Here is a 21,243-nt window from a genome sequence, read left to right on the forward strand (position 1 = left end):
GCCGACGGAGACCGGCGGGGAGGCCGGCCCGCCCGACAGGGCCGGCCGTCAGTCGGGGAGAGGGTCGGCCGGGGAGGCCGCCTCGGCGCGCAGGCGCCCGGCCAGGCAGGCCAGTCCACGCCGCAGGCGGCGGAAGTACGTGGCCCGGCCGAGGTGGAGACGACAGGCCACCTGGTGGTGGGTGTCGGCGCGGCGGCCGAGGTAGTACGCCTGGAGAATCGCGCCGGCCTCTGCGTCCGCGCTGTCCTCGCCGGCCGCGAGCTGCTGCACCGCGCTGTGCAGCCACTCCTGGAGGGTGGCCACGGTCGGTGTCGCCGGGCAGTCCAGCAGCGCACTGTCCGCCAGAGCCAGCGGGTTCCTGATACGGCCGAGGGCCCGGGCGACCTCGGCGATCAGCTCCTCGTCGGGCTGCCGAGCACCACCGCCGACACCACCCGCACCGGCACCGCGCGGGACGCCCAGGCGGTCGAGCCAGCGGGGCAGCGCCGCCGCCGTGAAATCGCTGGAGAAGACCTCCGGCCGACGTCCGCAGCGGAAGACGTCGTCGCGGACAGTGCCGTGGGCGCGGAAGCCCAGTCCCCGTACGAGCAGTTGGTAGTCGGGGAACGCCGTGGACACCACCAGGTGCCCGGAGCGTACGGCGCGGCCGAGGATGTCGTGCAGTATCCGGGCATGCACCGCCGGGTCGGCGGCGTAGGCGGCGCCGAGGAAGAGGCCGCCGGGCCGCGGCCGGGCGACGAAGCGCTCGGCGTGCTGCTGGAGCAGCGGTTCCATCGCGCCCGAGGTGCCGTGCTGAATGGGCAGCAGGCCGGCGAGGCCCACGGCACGGCCGTCGCCGTCGCGGGCGAGCCGGAACACGGACGGGCCCTGGTCCAGCAGGCGTTCGGTCACCCGCTCGGCGCGGGCCGGATCGAAGCCGCCGCGCCTGGCCCAGTGGTACATCAGCCTGCAGATGTCATCGGCGTCGGACTCCCGGGCCGGGCCGATGGGCGCGGTCGACTGCGCGGCGGGGAACAGCGCACCTCGCAGTACCGGGTCGCCCGTCAGGAACAGTTGCTGGCGCACCAGTTCGGCGCGGGCCGACAGGTCGGTGGCGCGGGTGAGGAGGGTGTGCCGGTAGGCGGCCGCCCTTGACCTCAGGGTGTGGTGGGCGAGCGGACGCCGCCACAGGTACGCCGTCTCCAGCACCGTACGGAACGGTTCCTGGACGCTGAGCCCGAGGGACGTACGGGTCACCAGGCTGAGCCGGCCGAGCCGTTCGAACAGGTCGGGGCCCGCCGACAGCAACTGCTCGTCCCCGGCGCCGACGGTCGCCAGCAGACGCAGCGCGTGCCGCCAGCGGCCGCCCGGCAGTTCACGCCCGAGACGGTCGAGCAGTTCGCCGGCCATGCGGTCAGCGACCGCGCCCGTGTCACCCGGTTCGGTGCCGGCGTGCAGGGCCCGGCACGCGGCGGCGGCCAGCAGCGGGATCCCTCCCGCGAGCCGTACGACGACCGCGCGGGCCTCCGGGTCCTCGATGCCGGCGTCGGCCGCGAGCTTCTCGATGCCTCTGTCCGGCAGTGGCGGGAGCCGTAGGGTGACCGCTCCGGAGTCGGTCCAGCCGTCGGCGGCGAGCAGCGGTCTGCGGCTGATGAGCAGCAGACGGCGGGGCGGTCCGGCCGCGTCGAGTGCCGTACGCAGAGCGGCGGCCCGGTCCGGTCCGTCCACGCTGTCGACGACCAACAGGGTGTCGCCGGCACCGAGCAGGTCACTGGTGGCGGCTGCGCCGTCCAGGTCGAGGGTCGCCGCTTCCAGCCGCCGCGCGAGGCGGGACTTCCCCGCGCCGGGCGGGCCGGTCAGATTCACCACGGGGTGTCCTTCCGACGCCGCCCGCAGCCACTCGAGGTCCCCTGCGCGCGGCTCGGTTCTGCCGCCCGGTCTGTCGCCGGGTCCGTCCGCGGCCGTCCCGGTCTCCGCGCCCTGCTCCGCTGCGGCTCCGCCCCCGCTTCCGTTCTCGGCCGCGTGCCCGGTTCTGCCCTCGGTCGACACCACTGGTCCGACGCCCCCTGCCCCCTGTGCGGCCCGGTCCCCACCGAGCCGCCGACGAACATACGACGGCCGTCCGCCACCTTGCAGTGGAGGTGACCACAACCGGCCAGAGGAAGTTGAGACTTCGGTGAGACTGCCTGCGCCGCTCCGGTCGGTAGCGTCCGGTCCGTCCCAGGACACGGGCTTTCCCGCCCGCGCTCCGCACGGGCACCGACCGAGAGGAACCGACTCGTGAGATTGGCTCGATGGCTGGCCACGGCGGCCGCAACGGCTCTGGCCTCCGCATCACTGCTCACCGGCACGGCAACCGCCGCGCCGGCCGGTAACACCACCGCCGCACCGGTCGCATCGGGGGCGGTCTCGTCGGAGGCCGTCGCGTCGGAGGCCGTCGCGTCGGGGGCGGCCGCCGTTCCCACCGCGCCGAAGTACTTCCTCGGCACCGGCTACGGTCCCTGGAACATCGCCGTGGAGGCCGCCTGGAACACCGCCTACGGAGCGGCGGCGAACGAGGGCTACCCGGCCGCCGGTTGCAAGCGGTCAGCGGGCCCCGCGGGCAACGAACTCAGCCCCGGCTACTACCAGGTCCTCGTGGAGATCTACTGCGTGCCGCCGCCGCCCCCGGGCTCGGGCCAGATCGTGGGCGTGCACTCCGGCAAGTGCGTCGACGTGAAGGGGGCGAACACCAAGGACGGCACGCCCATCCAGCTGTACACCTGCAACGGCCTGTCCGCCCAGTCGTGGAAGCTGTACCCCGACGGCACCCTGCGCGCCCTGGGCAAGTGCATGGACGTCCAGTACGCCAAGACGGCCAACGGGTCGCTGCTCGGCCTCAACACCTGCCACGGCGCGGGCAACCAGCGGTGGGAGAAGCTCCCCGGCGGTCTGCTGCGCAGCGTCCACTCGGGCCGCTGTCTGGACGCCCTCGGCTGGAACACCGCCAACGGCGCGCGCCTGGGCATCTGGGACTGCACGCCGCACCACACCAACCAGCAGTGGCAGGGCCCGGGTCTCGGCACCTGACCGACCGTGTGACGTCCGTCCGGCCCGTTCCCGCCCCGCGGGGACGGGCCCGCCGCACAGGTCTTCGCCCGCGCCGGGTGCTGCGGGCGACGCTCGGAGCGCCGTGTTCGGGTGGGCGGAGGAATCGGGGGCGCCTGAGCGTGCGCGGCTCGTACGACGAGGGGCGGGACGGGGCCCGTAGCGCAGCGGTTGTCGCGCCTTCACCGCATGTGGGAGGACGCCGGTTCGAATCCGGCCGGCCCCGTCCCGTCTACCGTCGCGGCACGGCGGAGACGCCCACGCCGGACCCCGCGAATCCCGTTCAACAGGTCCAATGGTCACGCCGCGGGAGTGTGGCCCATATGTCGGGCGGGCCGACGACGGGGCGAGGGCCGGTGAGGCGCAGGCCCGCGTAGGCGCAGGAATGGGCCACCGCGTCGTCGCAGACGTACGAAGCCAGCACCTCCTGCGGGGTGTCGCCCACGTCCGGCGCTCCGGCCGGGTGGAGGTCCGTCCCCTCGAGGACGCCGTCTCGGGCGACGCTGCCCTGCTTGCCGCTCTTGGGATTGGCGTACAGGCCGTAGCAGACGGTGCCGGCGGACAGATCCGGCGTCGGTCCGGCCAGGCTGAGCCGCCCCGCCGACCAGCCGCCCATCAGCGGCCGCCAGGGGTCGGCTCCTGCCTCGGCGAGAGCGCGCGCGGTGTCCGGCCGCCGTACGCCGTCGTCCGGCGCAGTGGCAGACTGGCCGGCCGGGACCGGTACAGAGGGGGCGGACGGAACGTGCGACTGCTACGGGGGCGCGCAGGGCCGGCGGGGCTGGTGGTGGTGGCCGCGCTGACGATGACGGCGACCGGCTGCGGCGCGCTGCTGGAGGACAAGGGACCGCTGCCGCCGCGCTATTCGGGTCCGCCGCTGCCCGTGGACGACGTGGTCTCGGATCTCACCACTGCGCTGAAGGCCGAGGGCATCACACTGGAGCGGACACCGCAGGAGCTGGTCTCCCTCGAGTGTCACGAGTGGTTGCGCGGCGCGTACGACGCGGCGACGGCGGACCCCGCGCTGAAGGCCGGTTTCGCCCGGGCGCGATCGGACCGCGGCTGGCGGTCCGAGCCCGGTGACGGGGAGAACGGCAGTCTCCGCATCCGCAAGGGCAACTGGACGGCCACGGCCCGGCTTTCCGGCGACGACGGGCCGGACACGGCGGGTTCCGCCACGGTGCCGGTCGTGGTCGTCCTGGGATGCGACGGCGCCCTCTCCAAGTCGCTGTCCCGCACGGGGTCCCCGACGCCCGCGCCTTCCTAGATCGTGCCGCTCCACGCCCGGCGGTTCTCCCGTCGGCGCACATGGCCGCGCCAGCCCGCGAGCAGCGTCATGCCCGTCCATGCGGCGACTCCCGCGACGAGGCCGCCGAGCCTGCCTTCGGGGTCGACGTCCGCGGCGTCCTCCAGCGGGACGGCGCCTTCCGGGTCGCGGAGGATCTCGATGCGGTCGCCCACCCGGTAACCGGGGTTGCTCCCCCGGTACTCGAGGGTCTCGTCGAGTTCGCCGGCCGGGCCGGCCAGCGTGAACCGGTGGTTCTTGCTCGCCGTTCCCGCCGCGCTGTCCGCGGTGATCGTGACGGTCTCGCGCACGCCACGGCGGTCGAGTGCCGCCTCGGGGGCGTACTGGACGGACCCGACGAGGATGAAGAGCGCGGGGACCACGGAGAGGAGGGAGAGCCACCACGCCCTGTGCAGCAGCCGCAGCACGATCACGAAGACCAGGCAGCAGAGCACGCCGGCCGCGATCGGGATGAAGTCCATGCCCAGCGTGACGTAGGCGAGTCCGGTGTTGCCGGCGGCGATCCCCCAGGCGAGCAGCAGCACCCAGAGCGTGGCGAGTACGGACGCCCCGGCGCTCCTTCCCGTGCGCTGACCACTGGGAGCGGGCACTCCGGCGCTGGCCCCGTTCCCGGCGCCGCCCGGCGCGGCGGTGTTCATCCTCTGATCGCTCATCCGCGCAGCATACGAGGCGGCCGGAACACCGTGCCCACGTGGCCGGGACCGGTGTCAGTGGCGTGTGCCAAGGTGCCGTACATGACGACCACACCCGACGGACGCCCGGTCCCGCCCACGCACGCCGACGAACGCACCATGCTGGTGGCCTGGTTGGACTTCCACCGGTCCACGCTGGCGCTGAAGTGCGCGGGCCTCGACGACGCGCAGGCACGCAGGACGGCCGTGGCGTCCTCGTCGATGACGATGATCGGTCTGGTGCAGCACCTGGCGGAGATCGAGCGGAACTGGTTCAGCCGCGTGTTCGCCGGCGAGGACGTGCCGCTGCTGTTCGGGGACCACGGCGGGTTCGGTTTCACTCTCGACCCCGGCCGGCCGCTTGAAGAGGCCCTGGCGACCTGGCGGACGGAGGTGGAACGCAGCCGCGAACTGATCGCCGACGCGCCGCTCGACGCTCCCGGCAGGCTGTCGGAGGAGAACGCCGCCGTCCTCGGCGAGGACAGTGTGTCCCTGCGCTGGATCCTGATCCACATGATCGAGGAGTACGCCCGTCACAACGGTCACGCGGACCTGATACGCGAAGCCGTCGACGGCGTCACGGGCACCTAGCCGGGGCGCCACCGTCGCCGTCCGGGCCGCCCGGACACCCGGACACCCGGACGGGCGGACAGGCGGACAGCGGGCGGAGAAACGCCCTAGCGGACCACCACCGTGCGCTGCGCCGAGAAGTCGCCCCATGTGCCGTCGGGCAGTTTGGCCCGGAGCTTGATGCTGTAGCGGGTGCCGGGTTCGTCGGTGACGGTCATGGTGTACGTGGCCGTCCCGGCGGGCGGCTGTGCGCCCCACACGATGGTGGTGGCCGGTTTGCCGTTCAGGTGGAGCTGGTGCTCCTTGACGGGGGCGCCGGTCTCGGGCGGGGTCCAGCGGAGCTGGATGCTGCCCTTGCGGACGGTCGCCGCCAGATCGGTCGGCGCCGTGTTCGGGCTGTCGTCGCCCGGTGCCGAAGGGGTGGTCAGGTCCACGGAGTTGCTGTCCGGCGACGAGTTCTCGGCGGCGTCCCGTGCCCGTACGGTGAAGCTGTAGACCGTGCCCGGCCGCAGGCCGGTGACGCGTGCACTGGTGCGCGTGCCGGTCACGCTGTGGACGCGGGAGTCCTCCTGGTAGATGTCGTACGAGGTGACGCCGGTGTCGTCGGTGGCCCGCCGCCAGGTCAGGGTCACCGACGTACCGCTGTCCGTACGGCCCTCGACCCGACCCGGCCGGGTCGGGGCCCGGTCGTCGTCCGGCGCGGCCGACGGTGTGGTGACGGATGCCGAGGCGCTGGGTTCGGACAGGTTCCCGGCGGCGTCCCGGGCCCGCACGGTGAAGCTGTACGCGGTCCGCGGCGCCAGTCCCTCGATGTCCACCATGCGCTTGGTGCCCGGCAGGGATGTGACCTTGGTCCCCGCGCGGTACACCTCGTAGCCGGTGACCTCCTTGTTGTCGGCGGACCCGTCCCACATGACGTGCACGGACGTGGCGCTGCCGGCCTGCGCGGTGACGCCGGCGGGGGTCGAGGGCGGCTTGTCGTCCCGGGGCTCCTCGGCGGCGCAGGCGGGGAGGAGCAGGACGGCAGAGCAGGCCAGCACGACGAATGCGGCAGGCGTGGGGGGACGTTGCACGGTCGGGCCTCCGCGTACGGACGACGAGGATTGGTCCAGACCTGTATCCCACAGCTCGCCCGTCCTCCACAAGGCTTCCTTGGCCGTACCTCATGGCTTCCTTATGGCTTCTTGAAGAAGCCCTTGGATGAGGTCACACACGCGCCGAACCCCATTACGATCTGGCGGCAACCCCCCACCGTGATCCCGGTGGACGCAACGACGCCCACCGGGATCACGAATGCTCAGCCGTCTTCCTTCCGAGGTGTCGTACGCATGGGTTCTCGTCGAGCCGCCCGCCCCACCGCCCGTTCCCATGCCCGCCCCAAGGGCGGAGTGCGGGCCCGGAGCGCCGTGCTGGCTCTCGGCGTGCTCACCGTCACCGCCGGAGCCGGGGTGACGCTGGCCGCCGGCGGCTGGGACGACACGTCGGGCCGGGTGGAGACCAACTCCGCCGCGAGCGCCGCCGAGCCTTCCGACGAGGGCGCCGCGACCGCAGGTGCGTCGCCACGGGCCACCCCCACGCCCAGCGCGAGCGCGAGCGCGTCGCCGAGCACGGACGTCACCGCCCCCGCGAAGCCCAAGGCCACGCCGAAGCCGAAGCCGAGCCCCACGCCCACGCCGAGCATCAGGACCCGGACGACGACGACCGCGCCGAGCGGCGGTGACCGTACGGGTGGCTCCGGATCCGGCTCCGGCGGGTCCGGCGCCTCGGGCGGGTCGGGGGGCTCTGGCGGCTCCGACGCCGACGGCACCGAGGCCCAGGTCCTCGCGCTCGTCAACCGGGAGCGGGCCTCGGCCGGCTGCTCGCCGGTCACGTCCAACGCCGAGCTGACCCGGGCCGCCGACGACTACAGCGACGTCATGGCCCGCAGCGGCGTGATGTCCCACACCGGGCCCGACGGCTCCACGATGACCACCCGGGTCGAGGCCGCCGGTTACGAGTGGTCCACGCTGGGCGAGAACATAGCCCGGGGTCAGGCCGACGCCGCGTCCGTCATGGAGTCCTGGATGAACAGTCCGGGGCATCGCGCGAACATACTCAACTGCTCGTTCAAGGAGCTTGGCGTCGGCGTCCACTTCGGCGACGGCGGCCCGTGGTGGACCCAGAACTTCGGCGCCGGCCGATAAGCCCGCCGCACCCCGAACCGGATCGAACCTGACCGGCCCGGCCGTCGGGTCCCCCGGTCACGACGGCCGTACGGGCCGGGAGCGGCGCCGTCAGGCGGCGGGCATCGGCACCCGGGCGGCCCCTCCTCCTCGCTGTGCCGGTCGGGCCGGGACCAGGGCCGTGCTGCACGTGCTCCAGATGACGGCGGTCACCGCAGGTCACGGGCTTCGATGCCGGGGAAGGTCAGTTCTCGGCGGGCGCCGGTCACACCAGCCCGAACGACACCCGCACCCGCGCTCCGCCCATCGGGGAGCGGCCGATCTCCAGCTCCCCGTCGGCGGCCCGCGCCGCCCGCGCCACGATGTCCAGGCCGAGGCCCGTGCCGCCGGCGCCGCCCACGCTGACGCCCCGGGTGAGCGCCGCTTCGGGGTCGGCGACGCCGGGACCGGCGTCGTCCACGGTCAGCAGCACATGCCGGTCGCGGCGTTCCACCCGCACGGCGAAGGCGGTGCCCTGCGGGGTGTGGCGGAAGACGTTGCCGATCAGGGCGTCCACCACCGCGGCCAGGTCGTCCTCGGGGAACCGCACGGGGGTGCGGCGCGGTGTGAAGGAGCGCTCGCAGATACGGTCCTGCTGCGCGGCGAGCACCGACCAGAAGTCCAGCCGCATCGCGACGACCTCCGCCACCTCGCAGGGCCGCCCCGGCGGCCGGCCCGCGGCGGGGCCCGCCGCGAGCGGGGTGCGGGCCGCGGTGATGATGGAGTCCAGTTCGGCCTCCAGTTGCGACACGGCGCGGGTGATCCGGCGGGCGCCCGGCGACGGGCCCATGAGGTCGGCCTCGAGGTAGAGCGCGGTCAGCGGGGTGCGCAGCCGGTGCGAGAGGTCGGCGACCATCTCCCGTTCGATGGCGAGCAGTTCCACGACCCGGTCGGCCATGGTGTTGAACGCGGCGCCGGCGTCCTGGAGTTCAGGCGGTCCGTCCGGCTCCACCCGCACCTCGAGGTCTCCCGACCCGAGCGCCAGTGAGGCGCGCTTCAGGCCCTGCGAGGAACGCACCACCCGGGCGCCCAGCCGGTCGGCGACCAGCACGGACCCGCCCACCAGCCCGACGGCCAGCAGCGACATCACGCCCCAGGACGCCCACACACCGCGAGTCAGGTCCGCGGCGGGCACGTACGCCTCGACGACCGCGACCCGGTCCTCCGGCAGCACGACGGGCTGCAGATAGACCCACCCCTCCGCCGTGTCCATGACGAGTGTCTCCCGCTTGCGGACCGCACGGTCGAGCGCCGACCGCGGGGCGTGCGGGGTGCCGACGAAACCGCCGTCGGGAAGGCGTACGGCCAACTGGTCGCCGGAGTCGAGCTCGGCGACCGCCTGGTGGACGTCGGCCCGCCTGGTGGTGAGCGCGAGGACCGGGGACAGGGCGGCGGCCCGCTGCTCGGCGGCGGTGGTGACCCGGTCGCGCGCCTGTTCGCGGACCAGCAGGGCGAGCGGGACGAGGAAGGACAGCGCGATCATCGACGTCACGGCCAGCGCGATCCCGGCGAGTGCGCGTCTCATGAGGGCGAAGTGACCAGTTTTATCCCGATACCGCGCACGGTGTGCAGATAGCGGGGATCCGACGCCTTTTCGCCGAGCTTCCTGCGCAGGGCGGAGAGATGGACGTCCACGGTCTGGTCCTCCAGATAGGGCTGCTGCCACACCTCCACGAGGATGCGCCGACGGGACATGACCTGGTCGGCGTGGGCCGCGAGATAGGCGAGCAGGTCGAATTCGCGCCGCGTCAGCGCGAGCTCGCGTCCGGCGAGGTGCGCGGTGCGGGCCGTCGGGTCGATCCTGAGCTCGCCGACCTGCACGACGGACCGCCGGTCCCCGCCGTCCGGGGCGTCGGACGGCCCGGAGCGGCGCAGCACGGCGGCGAGCCGGGCCGCGAGCTGACCGCCGGAGAACGGCTTGACCATGTAGTCGTCGGCGCCGGCGTTGAGCAGCCTGATGATCTCCGTGTCGTCGTCCCGCGCCGTGGCGACGAGGACCGGGACCCGTGAGATACCTCGCATCATCCGCAGCACGTCGAGCCCGTCGATGTCGGGCAGCCCGAGGTCGAGCACCACGATGTCGGGCGGGCTCTGGGTGACTTCGCGCAGCGCCTCGAAGCCCTGGTGGGCGGTCTTCACCGCGTACCCGTGTCCGGTGAGGACCTCGATGAGCGCGGCCCGGATGACGGGGTCGTCCTCGACGACAAGTACGGAGGCCATGAGCAGGCACGTTAGCCGGTCCGTCAGTATGGTGTCGTGTCCCGCCTTCCGCGCTATCTGCTCATCTGGCTGTCGTGCACCGCGGCCAGCGTCACGGCCGTGATGATCACGGTCCATTTCGTGGTGGGTTCGACCAGGCCGACGGCGCCGGTCGCGCAGTCGGCACTGGAGGACTTCATGGCCTCCGCGCAGTCGTCCTCCCCCGCCGCCGCACCCTCGCCCTCCCCCAGCCCCCGGCCCACTCCGAGCGTCCGCACCCCGTCGCCGACCCCGTCGAGAACGGCCGAGAAGCCGCGCACCGCGACGCCGACCCCGGCGGCCCGTACGACCCCGCCGCCCCCGAAGGAGACGCCCGCCCAGCCGTCCGCCGACGGGCGCGGCTGCGAGGAGGGCGGCTCCGGCGTGCACACCATCTCCTCGCAGGGCGGCAAGGCGACCGTGCGCTACGGCAGCGGCGGGGTGTGCCTCATCTCCGCGGTCCCCAGCCAGGGCTTCACGGTCAGCACCTCCCAGACCTCGCCCGAAACCCTGACGGCCACCTTCTCGGCCGCCCGCCACCGCTCGGAGATCACGGCGACGACCGAGCCCTCCGACCGGGCGAGCGTCAGCGAGACGTCCTTCTAGTCCCCGGCCAGCAGGGCGGGCAGGTCGCGCATGTCGTCGAAGACGACGGTGCCCCGGCCCGCCAGGCGTGCGGCCGGCGTCAGGCCGCCGCAGTAGCCGAAGGCCCGCATACCGGCGGCGTGCGCGGCCCGGATCCCGTACGGGCTGTCCTCATCACCGCGCACCGCGCGGGATCGGCGCCCATCGCACGGGCGGCGTGCAGGAAGAGATCTGGGGCGGGCTTGCCCCTGGCCACGTCGGCGGCGCTGAAGATCCGGTCCTCGAAGTGGTCGCTCAGCGCGGTGATCCGCAGACTGCGGCGGATGCCGTGGTGGTCCCCGTTGGACGCGACGCACACGGGTGCGGTGAGGCCGGCGAGGGCGTCGGTGACACCGTCGACGGCCGTCAGCCGATCGGCGAAGGCGTCGTCGTAGAGACGCTCGTACTTCCGCTGCCAGCCCTGCTCCAGCCGCCGCCCGAGGCGCTCCTCCACCACGGCCGTGTAGACCTCGGCGGAGGAACCCACGAACAGGTCGACGATCTCGGCCTCGGTGAACGAGAGCCCGAGGTCCGCCATGATCAGCGCGTCCACTTCGACGCATATCCGCTCGCTGTCGACGAGCACGCCGTCGCAGTCGAAGATCACAACGTCCAGGGCGTCACCGGTCATGGCGGGCAGCCCAGGCCCGCTCCCGGGACGGGCCCGGGCGGGGGTCAGGCGATACGGGCGGCCGTGCCCGTGACCCGTACGCGCCGCTCGTCCTCGCGGAGTTCCACCGTCAGCACGCCCGGGCGGCCCATGTCCGCGCCCTGGTGGAGGGTGAGCACCGCCGTCGCGGGGACCAGTCCGACCTCGCGGGCATAGGCGCCGAACGCGCCCGCCGCCGCTCCCGTGGCCGGGTCCTCGACCACGCCGCCGACGGGGAACGGGTCGCGTACATGGAAGACGCCCTCCGACTCCCGCCACACCAACTGCACCGTGGTCAGGTCCAGCCGCCGCATCAGCGCTTCGAGGCGGTCGAAGTCGTACGCCAGGTCCGCGAGCCGTGCGCGGGTCGCGGCGCCGAGCACCAGGTGCCGTGCGCCGGCGAAGGCGATACGGGGCGGCAGGGCCGGGTCCAGATCGGCGGCCGGCCAGTCGAGCGCGGCCAGCGCCTCCGCGACGTCCGCGTCCGCGACGGCCTCGCTGTGCGGCTCGACCGTGGTCAGCGTCGCCCGCAGCTCCCCGTCCTGCTCCGTCACGGTCACCGGCACCGTCCCGGCGCGCGTCGCGAAGACGAGGTCGCCGGTCCCGATGCGCTCGCCGAGGGCGACGGCGGTGGCGACGGTGGCGTGCCCGCAGAACGGCACCTCCGCCCTGGGACTGAAGTACCGGATGGTGAACGCCCTCCCGGGCTCGCCTTCAAGCCCTTCGGGCGGCGCGGTCAGGAACGCCGTCTCGCTGTATCCGAGGTCCGCGGCGATGGCGAGCATCCGGGCGTCGTCGAGCCCCTCCGCGTCGAGGACGACACCGGCGGGGTTGCCGCCTTCCGGGTCGCGGGAGAAGGCGGTGAGGCGCAGCACTTCGGTCGTGGTCGTCATGATCGCCGGAACGACGGGCCGGGACGCTTTGTTCCCACGCCTCTCGTGCCGTGCGGGGCGGCTATTTCGATGGCGTCGCCGGGCAGTGCGCTGACATGATCACCGCCGGAGTCGTCCTGCGGGGCGGCGAACGTACAGGGATGGGGAGCAGTGCCCGTGGATGTCTTCCGGACGAAGGACGGCCCGGTGCGCGGCCGCCGGGTGGCGGACGGTGACGTGGTGGCGGTGCTCGGAGTGCCGTACGCGGCGTCGCCGTTCGGGGCCGCGCGGTTCCGCGAGCCACTGCCGGCCGAGCCCTGGCGGGAGGTACGGCAGTGCACCCGCTTCGGGCCCGTCGCGCCGCAGTCGGCAGAGCTGCCGGGGGCGCCCGCGTGGTCCCCGGGGGACGAGGACGCGCTGACGCTCAACGTCTGGGCCCCGGCGGACGCGTCCCGGCTGCCCGTGCTGGTCTGGCTCCACGGCGGCGCGTACACCTTCGGTTCCTCGGCGCAGCCCGACTTCGACGGCGCCGTCCTGGCCCGTGACGGCCGCGTGGTCGTGGTGACCGTCAACTACCGGCTCGGGTTCGAGGGGTTCGGCCAGGTTCCGTCCGCGCCGGCCAACCGCGGACTGCTCGACCAGGTCGCGGCGCTGCGCTGGGTGCGGGACAACATCGGGGCGTTCGGCGGTGACCCCGGGAGCGTCACGGTGGCCGGGCAGTCCGCGGGGGCGACGTCCGTCGCCTGCCTGATGGTGATGGACCGGGCGAAGGGTCTGTTCCGCCGCGCGATCGCGCACAGCGCGGTGGGCCCGTGTTTCTCGGCCGCGCTCGCGCGGGACATCACGGCGCGGGTCGCCGCGGCGGCGGGCGTGCCCGCGACGGCCGCCGCTCTGGCGGCGGCGTCGCCCGAGGCGCTGGTCGCCGCCTCCGACGAGGTCGTGGACGACTTCCGCCGCGACCCGGCGTCCGGGTATCTGCACTACGACCCGGTGATCTACGGGCCGGTCGTCGACGGTGCCGTCCTGCCCGCGGAACCGCTGGCCGCGGTGGCGGCGGGCGCCGCGGCGGACGTGGACCTGCTGGTGTGCCACACCACGCAGGAGTTCTGGCTGATGGACGCCGTGGGCAGCAGCGCCGGGATCACCACGCCGGCCGGTCTCGAGCGGTTCGCCGCCGACTTCGGGCTGTCGGAGGGCCTGCTCGCCGGCTACCGCGAGCTCATGCCGGACGCGCCCGTCTCCGACATCCACCTCGCGGTCTTCGGCGACCTGCAGTTCGCCGAGTACAGCAGCCGGCTCGCCGAGGCGCAGGCCCAAGCGGGCGGGCTCGCGTACCTGTCCCGCTTCGACCGGCGGCGCTCCGGGCCCGGCGGCGAGGTGCGGGCCTGGCACTGCGCCGATGTGCCCTTCGCGTTCGGCAACCACACCCTCCCCGCCGTCGAGTTCCTCATCGGCGGCCCGCCCTCCCCCGCGGACCACCGGCTGGCCGACAGCATGGTCGCGGCCTGGGCCGCCTTCGCGGCCACGGGCGCCCCGGGCTGGCAGCCCCTCGCCGGGACCGGCACCGGCCCGGCCCACATCTGGGCTCCGGCCGACGCCGCGGACCGGCAGCCGCTGCCGGACACCCGGGCACTGTGGCGGGACGCCGCCTACCGGCCACTGGGTCTCTGACCGGGCACGGACAGGCTCGTGCTCGGTCCGACGAGCAGGCAGTTCGTTTCTGACGGCGCCGGGCCGCCGCGGCGACCCGGCACCCGCCCTCGGACTGCCGGCATGATCTGCTCGCTGATCAGGCGCAGTTGCTCGTTCACGTCCGCCACCCCGTCCAGCTCCCTGCCGGTGAACACCCGCGCCATGTGCCGGCCCGTGACGGCGCAGAGCACATGGTTGACACCAACGGGCGCGATCCGGGTGCGGATCTTTTCCGCACACTCGGCAGGAGTCCCCGCGACCGACAGCCGCTCGGCGACCTCCGGCCGTGCCATGTGCAGGGCGACTGAGGCGTTCCCGGGGGCAACGCCAACGCTTCGTGCATACCGTCGACCAGGGCCGACACGGCGACGGGTGCGGGGTGTACGCGGACGCGGGTGGCGCTTCCGATCGGAGTCGTGAGCGGTATTCGGTCGACCGGGCAGGCCGACGTTCCGCCATGCTCACCAGTCGGGACGAACCCCGAACGCCGGGACCGCTGGTCCGCCCGGCGTTCCGAGCGGAGCCGCCTAGTCTCCGGTCGTGCCGTCGAGCATCTCGCGGAGGATGTCCAGGTGGCCGTTGTGGCGGGCTGTCTCCTCCGTGAGGTGGAGGAGGATCCAGCGCAGGTCGACGTGGAGGCCGTCGCGGACGGCTCGCTGGGCCTGCTTGTCCAGGTCGTTCCCGGCTACCAGTTCGCGGTAGCGGGCGCTCTGTTCGGCGTACTCGTCGAGCAACTGCGTGAGCGGGAAGTCGACGGCGATGCGCATCTCGCGATCGGGGTCCTCGTCGGTCCAGGGACCCCGGTCCTCCTCGCCGAGGAAGACCACTTGGAACCAGTAGTACTCGACCCAGCGCAGGTGGTTGATCAACCCGCTCATGGTCATCAGCGGCGAGCCCGGCAGAAGCGCCTTGCTGGCGTTCTCCGCCGAGACGCCGTCGCACTTGGCGCGGGCGGTGTCGCGTGCGTAGTCGAGAAACGTGGTGAGCTGGGTGCGCTCGTCCCACGCGGGGGGCGTGTCGTCGATTCTGTTCATCGCACGCAGCGTCTCCGATCACCACCACGGTGTCGAGGCATTTATCGAGCGGCCCCGGCCCCATCCCCTGGTCCGCCGGGCACGCCCTGACCGGCGGGCCCTTCACCCCGAGCGTGGCGACTTCCCGCATGGCCTCCAGGATCTCCCCTCGTGCGGCCGGCCGGCCGGGACGCGAGGCCGCGGGGCTGGGACGCCACGTCGGCAGGGTGCGGACCGCCGGCGCGTAACGGCGGCGTAGGCTTCCCAGCCCGCCTGGGCGCTCCCGAGCGCGAACGCGGCAGCTTGTGGGGGGACATCGGCCAGTATCCCGGCGTCGGCGCGACCGCCGCGGAGCAGCGGTTCGCTCCCGATCTCGACTGCTGGGACTCGGCGCTCGAGTCCCCGTACCGACTGGACGGGTCGGGACGCGAGCGCGTCCTGCGACTGACTTCCGCAGCGCATGACCCCGGCTACGCCTGCCGGCGGCTCGGCCTGCGGGCCAGGCTGCGCCTGGGCGTGTGGGAGGACGACCGGGCCGTCAGCGCCGCCCTGTTCGCCAACGACGCGTCGGACGCGATCGCCGGTCCCCGGGTCCACGAGATGAGCGGCTGGATCCGGCGGCGCAGCCTCGAGCTTTTCCTGGAGTTGCTGATCACGTACATCCGCCATGACGACCTCGACTGGAACACCGTCGCGCGGGGAGTCGAGGGCACCGACGTCCAAGCACCGGGCTGCTGGTACCCGTATCCTCTGGAGGGGTTGATCCACACTGTGAACGTGCGCCTGGCGCAGGTCAACGGCGAGGACGAACTCTCGATCGTCGTCGCGGGTGCCGTCTCCGCGGAGCTGCGACTCAGGATCGACACCCTCATGGACGCCTTCTCCGCAGGCGACTGACCAACTCAAGTCCGACGGCCGGGCGGACGGCCCTGGGGACGGGCCGCCCGGCCGGCAGCGATTCCGGGGAGCTGAACACATGCGCATCGGCGTCTACGTCGCGCACCCGCGACACGGCAGTTTCAACCACGCGCTCTTCGACGCCGTCGTCGACGAGCTGCGGCAGCGCGGCTGCGAGGTGCACGCGCACGATCTGTGTGCCGAGGGGTTCTCGCCGGTGCTGACAGCCGGGGAGACGGAGACCGTCCAGGCGGCGGAGCGCTCCGAAGACGCCCAACTCGCCCTGCATCGGGACGAGGTGGCCACGCTCGACGCCGTCGTCTTCGTCCATCCCAACTGGTGGGGCATGCCGCCTGCGGTTCTCACCGGCTGGATGCAGCGGGTGCTCGTTCCCGGCGTCGCCTACAAGCTCGGCACCGCCGAGGGCGAGCCGGTGGGGCTGCTCCGGGCCGGGCGGGCGCTCGTGCTGAACACCTCGGACACGCCTGCCGAGCGGGAGCAGGGTGAGTTCGGCGACCCTCTGCAGCGCATCTGGGCGGCGTGCGTGCTGCCGTACGTCGGGGTCGCGGACGTCCGCCGGATCGTGTTCCGGACGGTCGGCGACTCGACGGACGAGCAGCGCGCCGACTGGCTCCGCCAGGCCCGCGAGCAGGCCGCGGCCCTGCTGGACGGCTGACCGGGCCGACCCGGCCCGTTGGCCGTGGCCTACGATCGGCTGCCATGGCCACAGTGATCGTGACCGTCGCGCTGGCGTTCGCCGGCTATCTGGCGACCTACCTCAACGGACTGCGGTTGGCGCAGCGGCAGGCACGGCTGGCGCGGGTCAACCTCCAACTGAGCGACTTCTACGGGCCGTTGTTCGCCCTGATGGAGGCCAACAGCCGGGTCTACGACACTTTCGCGGCCACGTACGCCCGCCCGGACGGCCGTGATCCGTTCCACCATGACACGCCTCCCACCGACGAGGAGCTGGCCCGGTGGCGCACCTGGGCCACGACGGTGTTCATCCCCAACATCCGGGCGATGCGGGACGTGGTGGTCACCAAGGCCGACCTGCTCATCGAGGAGGAGATGCCTCCGGTCCTCCTCGAACTGTGCGCCCATGTCTCCGGTTACGAGATAACGGCGGCCCGCTGGGTCGAGGGCGACCACGGAGAGCACCTGTCGGTGATCCGTTTTCCCGGCCGGGAACTGCGGGAGTACACCCGGGACCGCTTCACCCGGCTGAAGAGCGAGCAGGCCCGGCTGCTCGGCCGCCCCGGCCGCCGACGCTGAGTCGGCGCGGCCCCGCCCCGGACGTCAGTCGCGCCGCCGGGACAGGGCCCGCCGCGCCGACTTGCGCGCGTGGGCGGCGGCGTCCGCGACCGTGCGGTCCGGGTGGTGGGCGTGCAGGGTGTCGAGGATGCGGTACGAGGTGCCGGGGTCGGCCTCCGCGAGGGCGTCGGCGAGGGCGGCGGCGCCGCCCGGCCACGCGGCGGCCGCCGTGTCGAAGGCGGGCAGCAGGGTCGTGGGCACGATGTCGGTCGGCCGGGGGATGCCGGTGTCGCCCGCGTCGTCGCGGCGCTGCACATGGGTGAGCATGTCGTCGATCCAGCGCCCGTCCAGTTCCTCGACGAGCACCGTGGCGCGGGCGGTGAGCGGCACCTCGCCCTCCGGGACGGACTCCCCACGGGCAAGGAGCAGCCTGCGGGCGGCGGCGCCGGTCACCGGGTCGGTGAGCGCCGCGCGGAGCGCCGTAGTGGGGACGGCCGCGAGGTCGAGGCGGGCGAACGACTCGGACGTACGGGCGGCGTTGACGTCGTCGGCCTTGGCCGCGGAGACCGCGTCGAGCAGTTCGGCCCAGGCAGCGTCCGTCGAGCCGCGGCTCGCCGCCCAGGCGGCCAGCGCGGCGGCGGCGAGCCGGGTGGGCCAGTGCCGGGTCGCGGCGACGGTCCGAGCCGCGTCCCAGCCGGTGACGGTGGCCCGGTCGGGCGCGGCCACATGCCCGGCGGTGATCACATGGCGCATGACGGCGGCGCCGAGCGGGGTGAGTCCGTACGTGTCGCCGGCGCGGAACACGCAGCCGGTGGCGGCCAGTTGGTCGACCAGCGCCGCCAGACCGCGGGCGGGGGCGTCGATCTCGGCCCGGTCGGCCTCCGTACGGCCGGGCATCCCGAGCAGGACGGACAGTTCCTGCGGCGACGGGGTCTGGTAGGCGTCCGGGGCACTGCCGGGGAGGGGCGTGGGCGCGTCCTCCAGTTCGGGCGGTACGCCGTCGGCCTTCGCGTCGCAGACCTTGCGGGCGACGGAGTCGGGGGTGCCGCCGCGTTCGTAGAGCGAGTAGAGGATGTGCGCGGCGTCGAACGAGTACGCGTCCTGGGGGCCGGTGACCAGGGGCAGCCGTTCGGCCTGCGCCGCCAGGATGTCGGCGGCCAGTTCGAGGAGTTCCTGCGGCGTGCCGTCGGTCCACACGGCGGTGGCGGGGCCGGGCAGTCCGCAGCGTTCCGCGACTTCGGCCAGCTCGTCGTCGAAGGTGCCCGCGGCGAGCGCCGCGGGCAGCGGGGCGGCGTGCAGCAGGCCCCGGATCTCGTCGGGCTCCGGTACGGCGGGCGGGGGCGGCAGCGGGACGGAGGAGTCGCCGTAGTAGTCGAGGTGCTCGTCGAGCATCCGGTCGGCGAGCGCGACGTGCGGCATCGCCTCCGGTCCGGGGGCGAGCGCGGCGTGCCGCGTGGCGAACGCCTCCGCGAGACCGGCGGCGGTCCACCGGTCGAGCAACTCGTCGGCGACGGCGTCCAGTTCCTGCGCGAGCGCGTCGTCGGGGCGGTCGGCGTCCAGCGGCGGCGTGGGCAGCAGCGGGCCGGCCGGGGACGCCTCGGCGGTGTCGCGGGCGAAGGCGGCGAGCAGCGCTTCGTCGAGGCGGGTGCGTACGGTGAACGTCCGCTCGGCCACGTCGGAGCGGTGCAGCGGCTCGGGCAGGGCGGGCCGGTCGGCGTGCGGCGTGCTCTCGTGGGCGTCGAGCCAGGCGCGTACGGCGGCGGTGTCGTCCGCGTCGACGCCGTCGGCGCTCAGCAGCGACGCGTACCAGCGGTGCCAGGTCAGGTTCGCCGGGTCGGCCATGGCGCGGCGGAAGCCGGGGACGGCGTCCTCGGCGGCGGCGAGCAGCCGCGCGTGGCGCTTGGCGTTGAGGCGGCCCGCGGCCCGGACGCGGTCGGCGAGTGCGGTGAGCACGTCCGGTGCGGCGTCCAGCTCGTCCTCCCCGGCGCACAGCAGCTGCGGGAGGTCCTCGTGCAGGACCTGGCGCAGCAGCTGCGGCGTCGGTTCAGGCACACCGGCCCTGCGGTCGGCGCCGCGCAGCGCGAGCATCGTCAGCACGGCGTCGGTGAGGCGCGCGGGCAGGGCGGCGTCTCTCTCCTGGGTCGCCCAGGAGAGGTATGCGTCGCGGCCGGTGTTCAGGGCGTTGGTACGAGTCACCTGGGGAGCGTATGCAGGGTGGACGGCGCGGTGATCCTTCCGGGCCGGGGGTTAGCCCGATCGGGGGAGCGATGAGCCCGAGAACGGCCGTCGGTGACGTCACGGTCCGCTTCACCGCCGCGGGCGGCGTCCGCCACTCGGTACGCGGTGGCCCGGTGCGCCTCTGCCCCGGGCGCTCGCGGCGGCCCCGTCCGGCCATGGGTTCCGCCGACGGCGATGAGTTTCGGCGCGGCGGCCGGTCACCCCTGCATGGACACTTCCGACAGCACCCCCCTGCCCGACCTCACCCCCGCCGCCCGCGCGGTGACCGGGCTGCTCGCCGCGGTCCGCGACGAGCAGCTGGGCGACCCGACGCCCTGCCCGAAGTACGCCGTGCGGGAGCTGCTGGCCCACCTCGACGGGCTGTCCCTCGCCTTCCGTGACGCGGCCCGCAAGGATTTCGGGCCGACCAGCGACACCAGTCCCGACTCGGCGCTCCCGGTCCTGGACGACGCCTGGCGCACCACGCTCCCGGTGCACCTGGACGAGGTCGCCCAGGCGTGGCGCCGGCCGGAGGCGTGGGAGGGCATGACCCGCGCCGGCGGCGTGGACCTGCCCGCGGCGGTCGCGGGCCGCGTCGCGCTCAACGAGCTGGTGATCCACGGCTGGGACCTGGCGCGGTCGACGGGCCAGGAATACGACCCCGGTGAGGCGAGCGCGGCGGTCTCGTACGACATCGTGCGCCCGTCCGACGACGACTCCCTGCGCGACGGGATCTTCGGTCCCCCGATGCCCGTCCCGGACGACGCGCCGCTGCTGGACCGGGTGATCGGCCTCAGCGGCCGCCGCCCGGACTGGCGGCCCGGCGACTGACGAGGCGCGCCTCGCGCCGGGGCCGGCGGGAGGTGCGGTGGAGCCGCCGGTCGGCGACCGTGACCGGCTCGGCGCGCTCGGCGGCGGCCAGCTGGGGGAACGGCCGGGTCGACCTGGGCACAGGCGGCCCGGCCGGGGAGCGCCCCAGGGACCGGGCCGGGGCCGCCCCGACAGTTGATCCTCGCCCCGCGCCTGGCAACCGACCCGTACGGCGTCGAAGACGAACGCGATCGGGTACGCGCCCCCGTCGTCAAGGGGCCCCGTCAGGCGTTGAGCATCCGGCGCGCGTCACTGACCAGCCGCCTCGGGGTCGCGCAGGCCGACGCAGTCGAAGGCCCAAAATGCCTCCGAGTAGACGAAGGTGCCCGTCATCCACGGCTCGTGGGCGGACAACCGGGCGACCTGGAACGCGGCTTCGGGGATACGCAGCGACGGCGAACGGAAGCCCACCGCGCCGGCACCCTCGAAACCGCGCGAGCCGTAGTAGCGCGGCGAACCCTCCAAAAATACCAACGGCACACCCTGGCTGTCGGCCGCCTCGAGGGCGTGGGCGATGAGCCGCGTACCGATGCCCCGACGCTGGAACTCCGGGACCACGCCCAGCGGTGACAGCGACAGGACGTCCACGATCCGGCGCGGAGCGTCCAACCGCGTCGCGCTCAGCAGGACATGCCCGACGACCCGGTCGTCAACGACAGCGACGAAGGACATCGGCGCCAGTGCAGCCTCCGCAACGCGAAGTGCCTCCACGAGCCCGGGAATTCGGTCGCTGTCACCGAAGGCGCGCGTATGAACCTCGCGCACATCTCGGTGATCGTCAGCGGTCTCCTGCCGGATCACCAACCCGGCACCGGCGGAAGCGATCCGGGAGCGTGCAGGCGCATCGTGTGACGTCATGGCGGCGAGGGTAGATCGCGGGGCGGCTCAGCGCGAGGCAATTGCGCACCAGGTCATGAGCGGGACCACCGAGTTCGACCGTGTCCAGGCCGACCACGCCGGACAACCGGTCGAGCTCCTGCCGCTTGATGCGGGAGCCGACCTCCTCCGCGTCGTCGACGTCCAACCGGGCCACCAGCCGGGAGTCGAGCAACCAGCGGTCCTCTTCGGGGAACTCGACCCACGCCCGTAAAAGGGGCCGGCCTCGG

23 protein-coding genes, 1 tRNA gene and 1 pseudogene are annotated in these 21,243 nt (G+C 73.7%); 11 read left to right on the plus strand and 14 right to left on the minus strand.

Annotation, left to right across the window (positions count from 1 at the left end; translation table 11 throughout):
• Window positions 1-48: 48 nt before the first annotated feature.
• Window positions 49-1,848 (minus strand): hypothetical protein, encoded by a 1,800-nt coding sequence (locus tag ACFYOP_RS17405; RefSeq protein WP_356897566.1) that lies wholly within the window; start codon window positions 1,846-1,848, stop codon window positions 49-51.
• Between the two features lie 411 nt (window positions 1,849-2,259).
• Here ACFYOP_RS17405 and ACFYOP_RS17410 point away from each other — a divergent pair, with 411 nt between their 5' ends.
• Together ACFYOP_RS17410 and ACFYOP_RS17415 are read left to right on the plus strand one after the other, a co-directional pair.
• Window positions 2,260-3,048 (plus strand): RICIN domain-containing protein, encoded by a 789-nt coding sequence (locus tag ACFYOP_RS17410; RefSeq protein WP_356897565.1) that lies wholly within the window; start codon window positions 2,260-2,262, stop codon window positions 3,046-3,048.
• A 170-nt stretch (window positions 3,049-3,218) separates the two neighbouring features.
• Window positions 3,219-3,292, plus strand: a tRNA-Ala gene (locus tag ACFYOP_RS17415).
• Window positions 3,293-3,349: 57 nt separating this feature from the next.
• Here ACFYOP_RS17415 and ACFYOP_RS17420 read toward each other — a convergent pair.
• Window positions 3,350-3,682 (minus strand): hypothetical protein, encoded by a 333-nt coding sequence (locus tag ACFYOP_RS17420; protein WP_356897564.1) that lies wholly within the window; start codon window positions 3,680-3,682, stop codon window positions 3,350-3,352.
• Window positions 3,683-3,808: 126 nt separating this feature from the next.
• Between ACFYOP_RS17420 and ACFYOP_RS17425 the strand changes: the two genes are divergently transcribed.
• Entirely contained in the window at window positions 3,809-4,330 is a 522-nt protein-coding gene (locus ACFYOP_RS17425) for a hypothetical protein (RefSeq protein WP_356897563.1), read from the plus strand.
• On the opposite strand, the gene ACFYOP_RS17430 is transcribed toward ACFYOP_RS17425, so the two are convergent.
• Window positions 4,327-5,022 carry a hypothetical protein gene (locus ACFYOP_RS17430; RefSeq protein WP_356897562.1) on the minus strand — a complete coding sequence of 232 codons (696 nt, stop codon included), beginning with the start codon at window positions 5,020-5,022 and terminating at the stop codon, window positions 4,327-4,329. The two genes, ACFYOP_RS17425 and ACFYOP_RS17430, sit on opposite strands and share 4 nt — an antisense overlap.
• Before the next feature lie 81 nt (window positions 5,023-5,103).
• Between ACFYOP_RS17430 and ACFYOP_RS17435 the strand changes: the two genes are divergently transcribed.
• Entirely contained in the window at window positions 5,104-5,631 is a 528-nt protein-coding gene (locus ACFYOP_RS17435; protein WP_356897561.1) for a DinB family protein, read from the plus strand.
• 86 nt (window positions 5,632-5,717) lie between these two features.
• On the opposite strand, the gene ACFYOP_RS17440 is transcribed toward ACFYOP_RS17435, so the two are convergent.
• The gene (locus tag ACFYOP_RS17440) at window positions 5,718-6,683 is read right to left on the minus strand and encodes a fibronectin type III domain-containing protein (RefSeq protein ID WP_388451904.1); all 966 of its coding nucleotides are present in this window, start codon (window positions 6,681-6,683) and stop codon (window positions 5,718-5,720) included.
• A gap of 255 nt (window positions 6,684-6,938) precedes the next feature.
• Here ACFYOP_RS17440 and ACFYOP_RS17445 point away from each other — a divergent pair, with 255 nt between their 5' ends.
• A complete protein-coding gene (locus ACFYOP_RS17445) occupies window positions 6,939-7,793 on the plus strand; it encodes a CAP domain-containing protein (protein ID WP_356897560.1) in 855 nt (284 codons plus the stop codon).
• Between the two features lie 244 nt (window positions 7,794-8,037).
• On the opposite strand, the gene ACFYOP_RS17450 is transcribed toward ACFYOP_RS17445, so the two are convergent.
• The 3 genes from ACFYOP_RS17450 to ACFYOP_RS17460 are packed head-to-tail and all read right to left on the minus strand — an operon-like array spanning window position 8,038 to window position 10,444.
• Window positions 8,038-9,336 (minus strand): HAMP domain-containing sensor histidine kinase, encoded by a 1,299-nt coding sequence (locus ACFYOP_RS17450; protein WP_356897559.1) that lies wholly within the window; start codon window positions 9,334-9,336, stop codon window positions 8,038-8,040.
• Window positions 9,333-10,031 (minus strand): response regulator transcription factor, encoded by a 699-nt coding sequence (locus tag ACFYOP_RS17455; RefSeq protein WP_356897558.1) that lies wholly within the window; start codon window positions 10,029-10,031, stop codon window positions 9,333-9,335. Before ACFYOP_RS17455 ends, ACFYOP_RS17450 begins: the two co-directional genes overlap by 4 nt.
• 53 nt (window positions 10,032-10,084) lie before the next feature.
• Window positions 10,085-10,444, minus strand: coding sequence for a hypothetical protein (locus tag ACFYOP_RS17460; protein WP_356897557.1), 360 nt, complete (start codon window positions 10,442-10,444; stop codon window positions 10,085-10,087).
• On the opposite strand from ACFYOP_RS17460, the gene ACFYOP_RS17465 reads away from it, so the two are divergent.
• Window positions 10,434-10,655, plus strand: a complete 222-nt coding sequence (locus tag ACFYOP_RS17465) for a hypothetical protein (protein ID WP_356897556.1) — start codon at window positions 10,434-10,436, stop codon at window positions 10,653-10,655. The genes ACFYOP_RS17460 and ACFYOP_RS17465 overlap by 11 nt on opposite strands.
• On the opposite strand, the pseudogene ACFYOP_RS17470 reads toward ACFYOP_RS17465, so the two are convergent.
• A pseudogene (locus tag ACFYOP_RS17470) lies at window positions 10,652-11,304 on the minus strand (HAD family hydrolase). The gene ACFYOP_RS17465 and the pseudogene ACFYOP_RS17470 overlap by 4 nt on opposite strands.
• Window positions 11,305-11,348: 44 nt before the next feature.
• Complete coding sequence (locus ACFYOP_RS17475) at window positions 11,349-12,215, minus strand: PhzF family phenazine biosynthesis isomerase (protein WP_356897555.1); 867 nt, start codon at window positions 12,213-12,215, stop codon at window positions 11,349-11,351.
• Window positions 12,216-12,371: 156 nt separating this feature from the next.
• Here ACFYOP_RS17475 and ACFYOP_RS17480 point away from each other — a divergent pair, with 156 nt between their 5' ends.
• Window positions 12,372-13,865 (plus strand): carboxylesterase family protein, encoded by a 1,494-nt coding sequence (locus ACFYOP_RS17480; RefSeq protein WP_356897554.1) that lies wholly within the window; start codon window positions 12,372-12,374, stop codon window positions 13,863-13,865.
• Here the strand turns inward: ACFYOP_RS17480 and ACFYOP_RS17485 are convergent.
• Entirely contained in the window at window positions 13,844-14,179 is a 336-nt protein-coding gene (locus ACFYOP_RS17485; RefSeq protein WP_356897553.1) for a hypothetical protein, read from the minus strand. The two genes, ACFYOP_RS17480 and ACFYOP_RS17485, sit on opposite strands and share 22 nt — an antisense overlap.
• A 234-nt stretch (window positions 14,180-14,413) precedes the next feature.
• Window positions 14,414-14,920 (minus strand): DinB family protein, encoded by a 507-nt coding sequence (locus tag ACFYOP_RS17490; protein ID WP_356897552.1) that lies wholly within the window; start codon window positions 14,918-14,920, stop codon window positions 14,414-14,416.
• A 282-nt stretch (window positions 14,921-15,202) separates the two neighbouring features.
• On the opposite strand from ACFYOP_RS17490, the gene ACFYOP_RS17495 reads away from it, so the two are divergent.
• The 3 genes from ACFYOP_RS17495 (at window position 15,203) to ACFYOP_RS17505 (ending at window position 17,071) form a co-directional block, all read left to right on the plus strand.
• Window positions 15,203-15,796 (plus strand): hypothetical protein, encoded by a 594-nt coding sequence (locus ACFYOP_RS17495; protein WP_356897551.1) that lies wholly within the window; start codon window positions 15,203-15,205, stop codon window positions 15,794-15,796.
• Window positions 15,797-15,875: 79 nt separating this feature from the next.
• On the plus strand, window positions 15,876-16,472 hold the full coding sequence (locus ACFYOP_RS17500; protein ID WP_356897550.1) for an NAD(P)H-dependent oxidoreductase: 597 nt from the start codon (window positions 15,876-15,878) through the stop codon (window positions 16,470-16,472).
• A gap of 44 nt (window positions 16,473-16,516) precedes the next feature.
• Window positions 16,517-17,071 carry a hypothetical protein gene (locus ACFYOP_RS17505; protein ID WP_356897549.1) on the plus strand — a complete coding sequence of 185 codons (555 nt, stop codon included), beginning with the start codon at window positions 16,517-16,519 and terminating at the stop codon, window positions 17,069-17,071.
• Window positions 17,072-17,095: 24 nt separating this feature from the next.
• Here ACFYOP_RS17505 and ACFYOP_RS17510 read toward each other — a convergent pair whose 3' ends face one another.
• Window positions 17,096-19,246 (minus strand): hypothetical protein, encoded by a 2,151-nt coding sequence (locus ACFYOP_RS17510; protein ID WP_356897548.1) that lies wholly within the window; start codon window positions 19,244-19,246, stop codon window positions 17,096-17,098.
• 249 nt (window positions 19,247-19,495) lie between these two features.
• Between ACFYOP_RS17510 and ACFYOP_RS17515 the strand changes: the two genes are divergently transcribed.
• Window positions 19,496-20,098 carry a TIGR03086 family metal-binding protein gene (locus tag ACFYOP_RS17515; protein ID WP_356897547.1) on the plus strand — a complete coding sequence of 201 codons (603 nt, stop codon included), beginning with the start codon at window positions 19,496-19,498 and terminating at the stop codon, window positions 20,096-20,098.
• Window positions 20,099-20,386: 288 nt separating this feature from the next.
• Here the strand turns inward: ACFYOP_RS17515 and ACFYOP_RS17520 are convergent, their stop codons facing one another.
• A complete protein-coding gene (locus ACFYOP_RS17520; protein ID WP_388452078.1) occupies window positions 20,387-20,938 on the minus strand; it encodes a GNAT family N-acetyltransferase in 552 nt (183 codons plus the stop codon).
• Window positions 20,916-21,188 carry a hypothetical protein gene (locus ACFYOP_RS17525; protein ID WP_356897597.1) on the minus strand — a complete coding sequence of 91 codons (273 nt, stop codon included), beginning with the start codon at window positions 21,186-21,188 and terminating at the stop codon, window positions 20,916-20,918. The genes ACFYOP_RS17520 and ACFYOP_RS17525 overlap by 23 nt, the downstream gene beginning before the upstream one ends.
• Between the last annotated feature and the right edge of the window lie 55 nt (window positions 21,189-21,243).

This window comes from Streptomyces sp. NPDC006294 (genome assembly GCF_042870895.1).
Classification (GTDB): Bacteria; Actinomycetota; Actinomycetes; order Streptomycetales; family Streptomycetaceae; genus Streptomyces.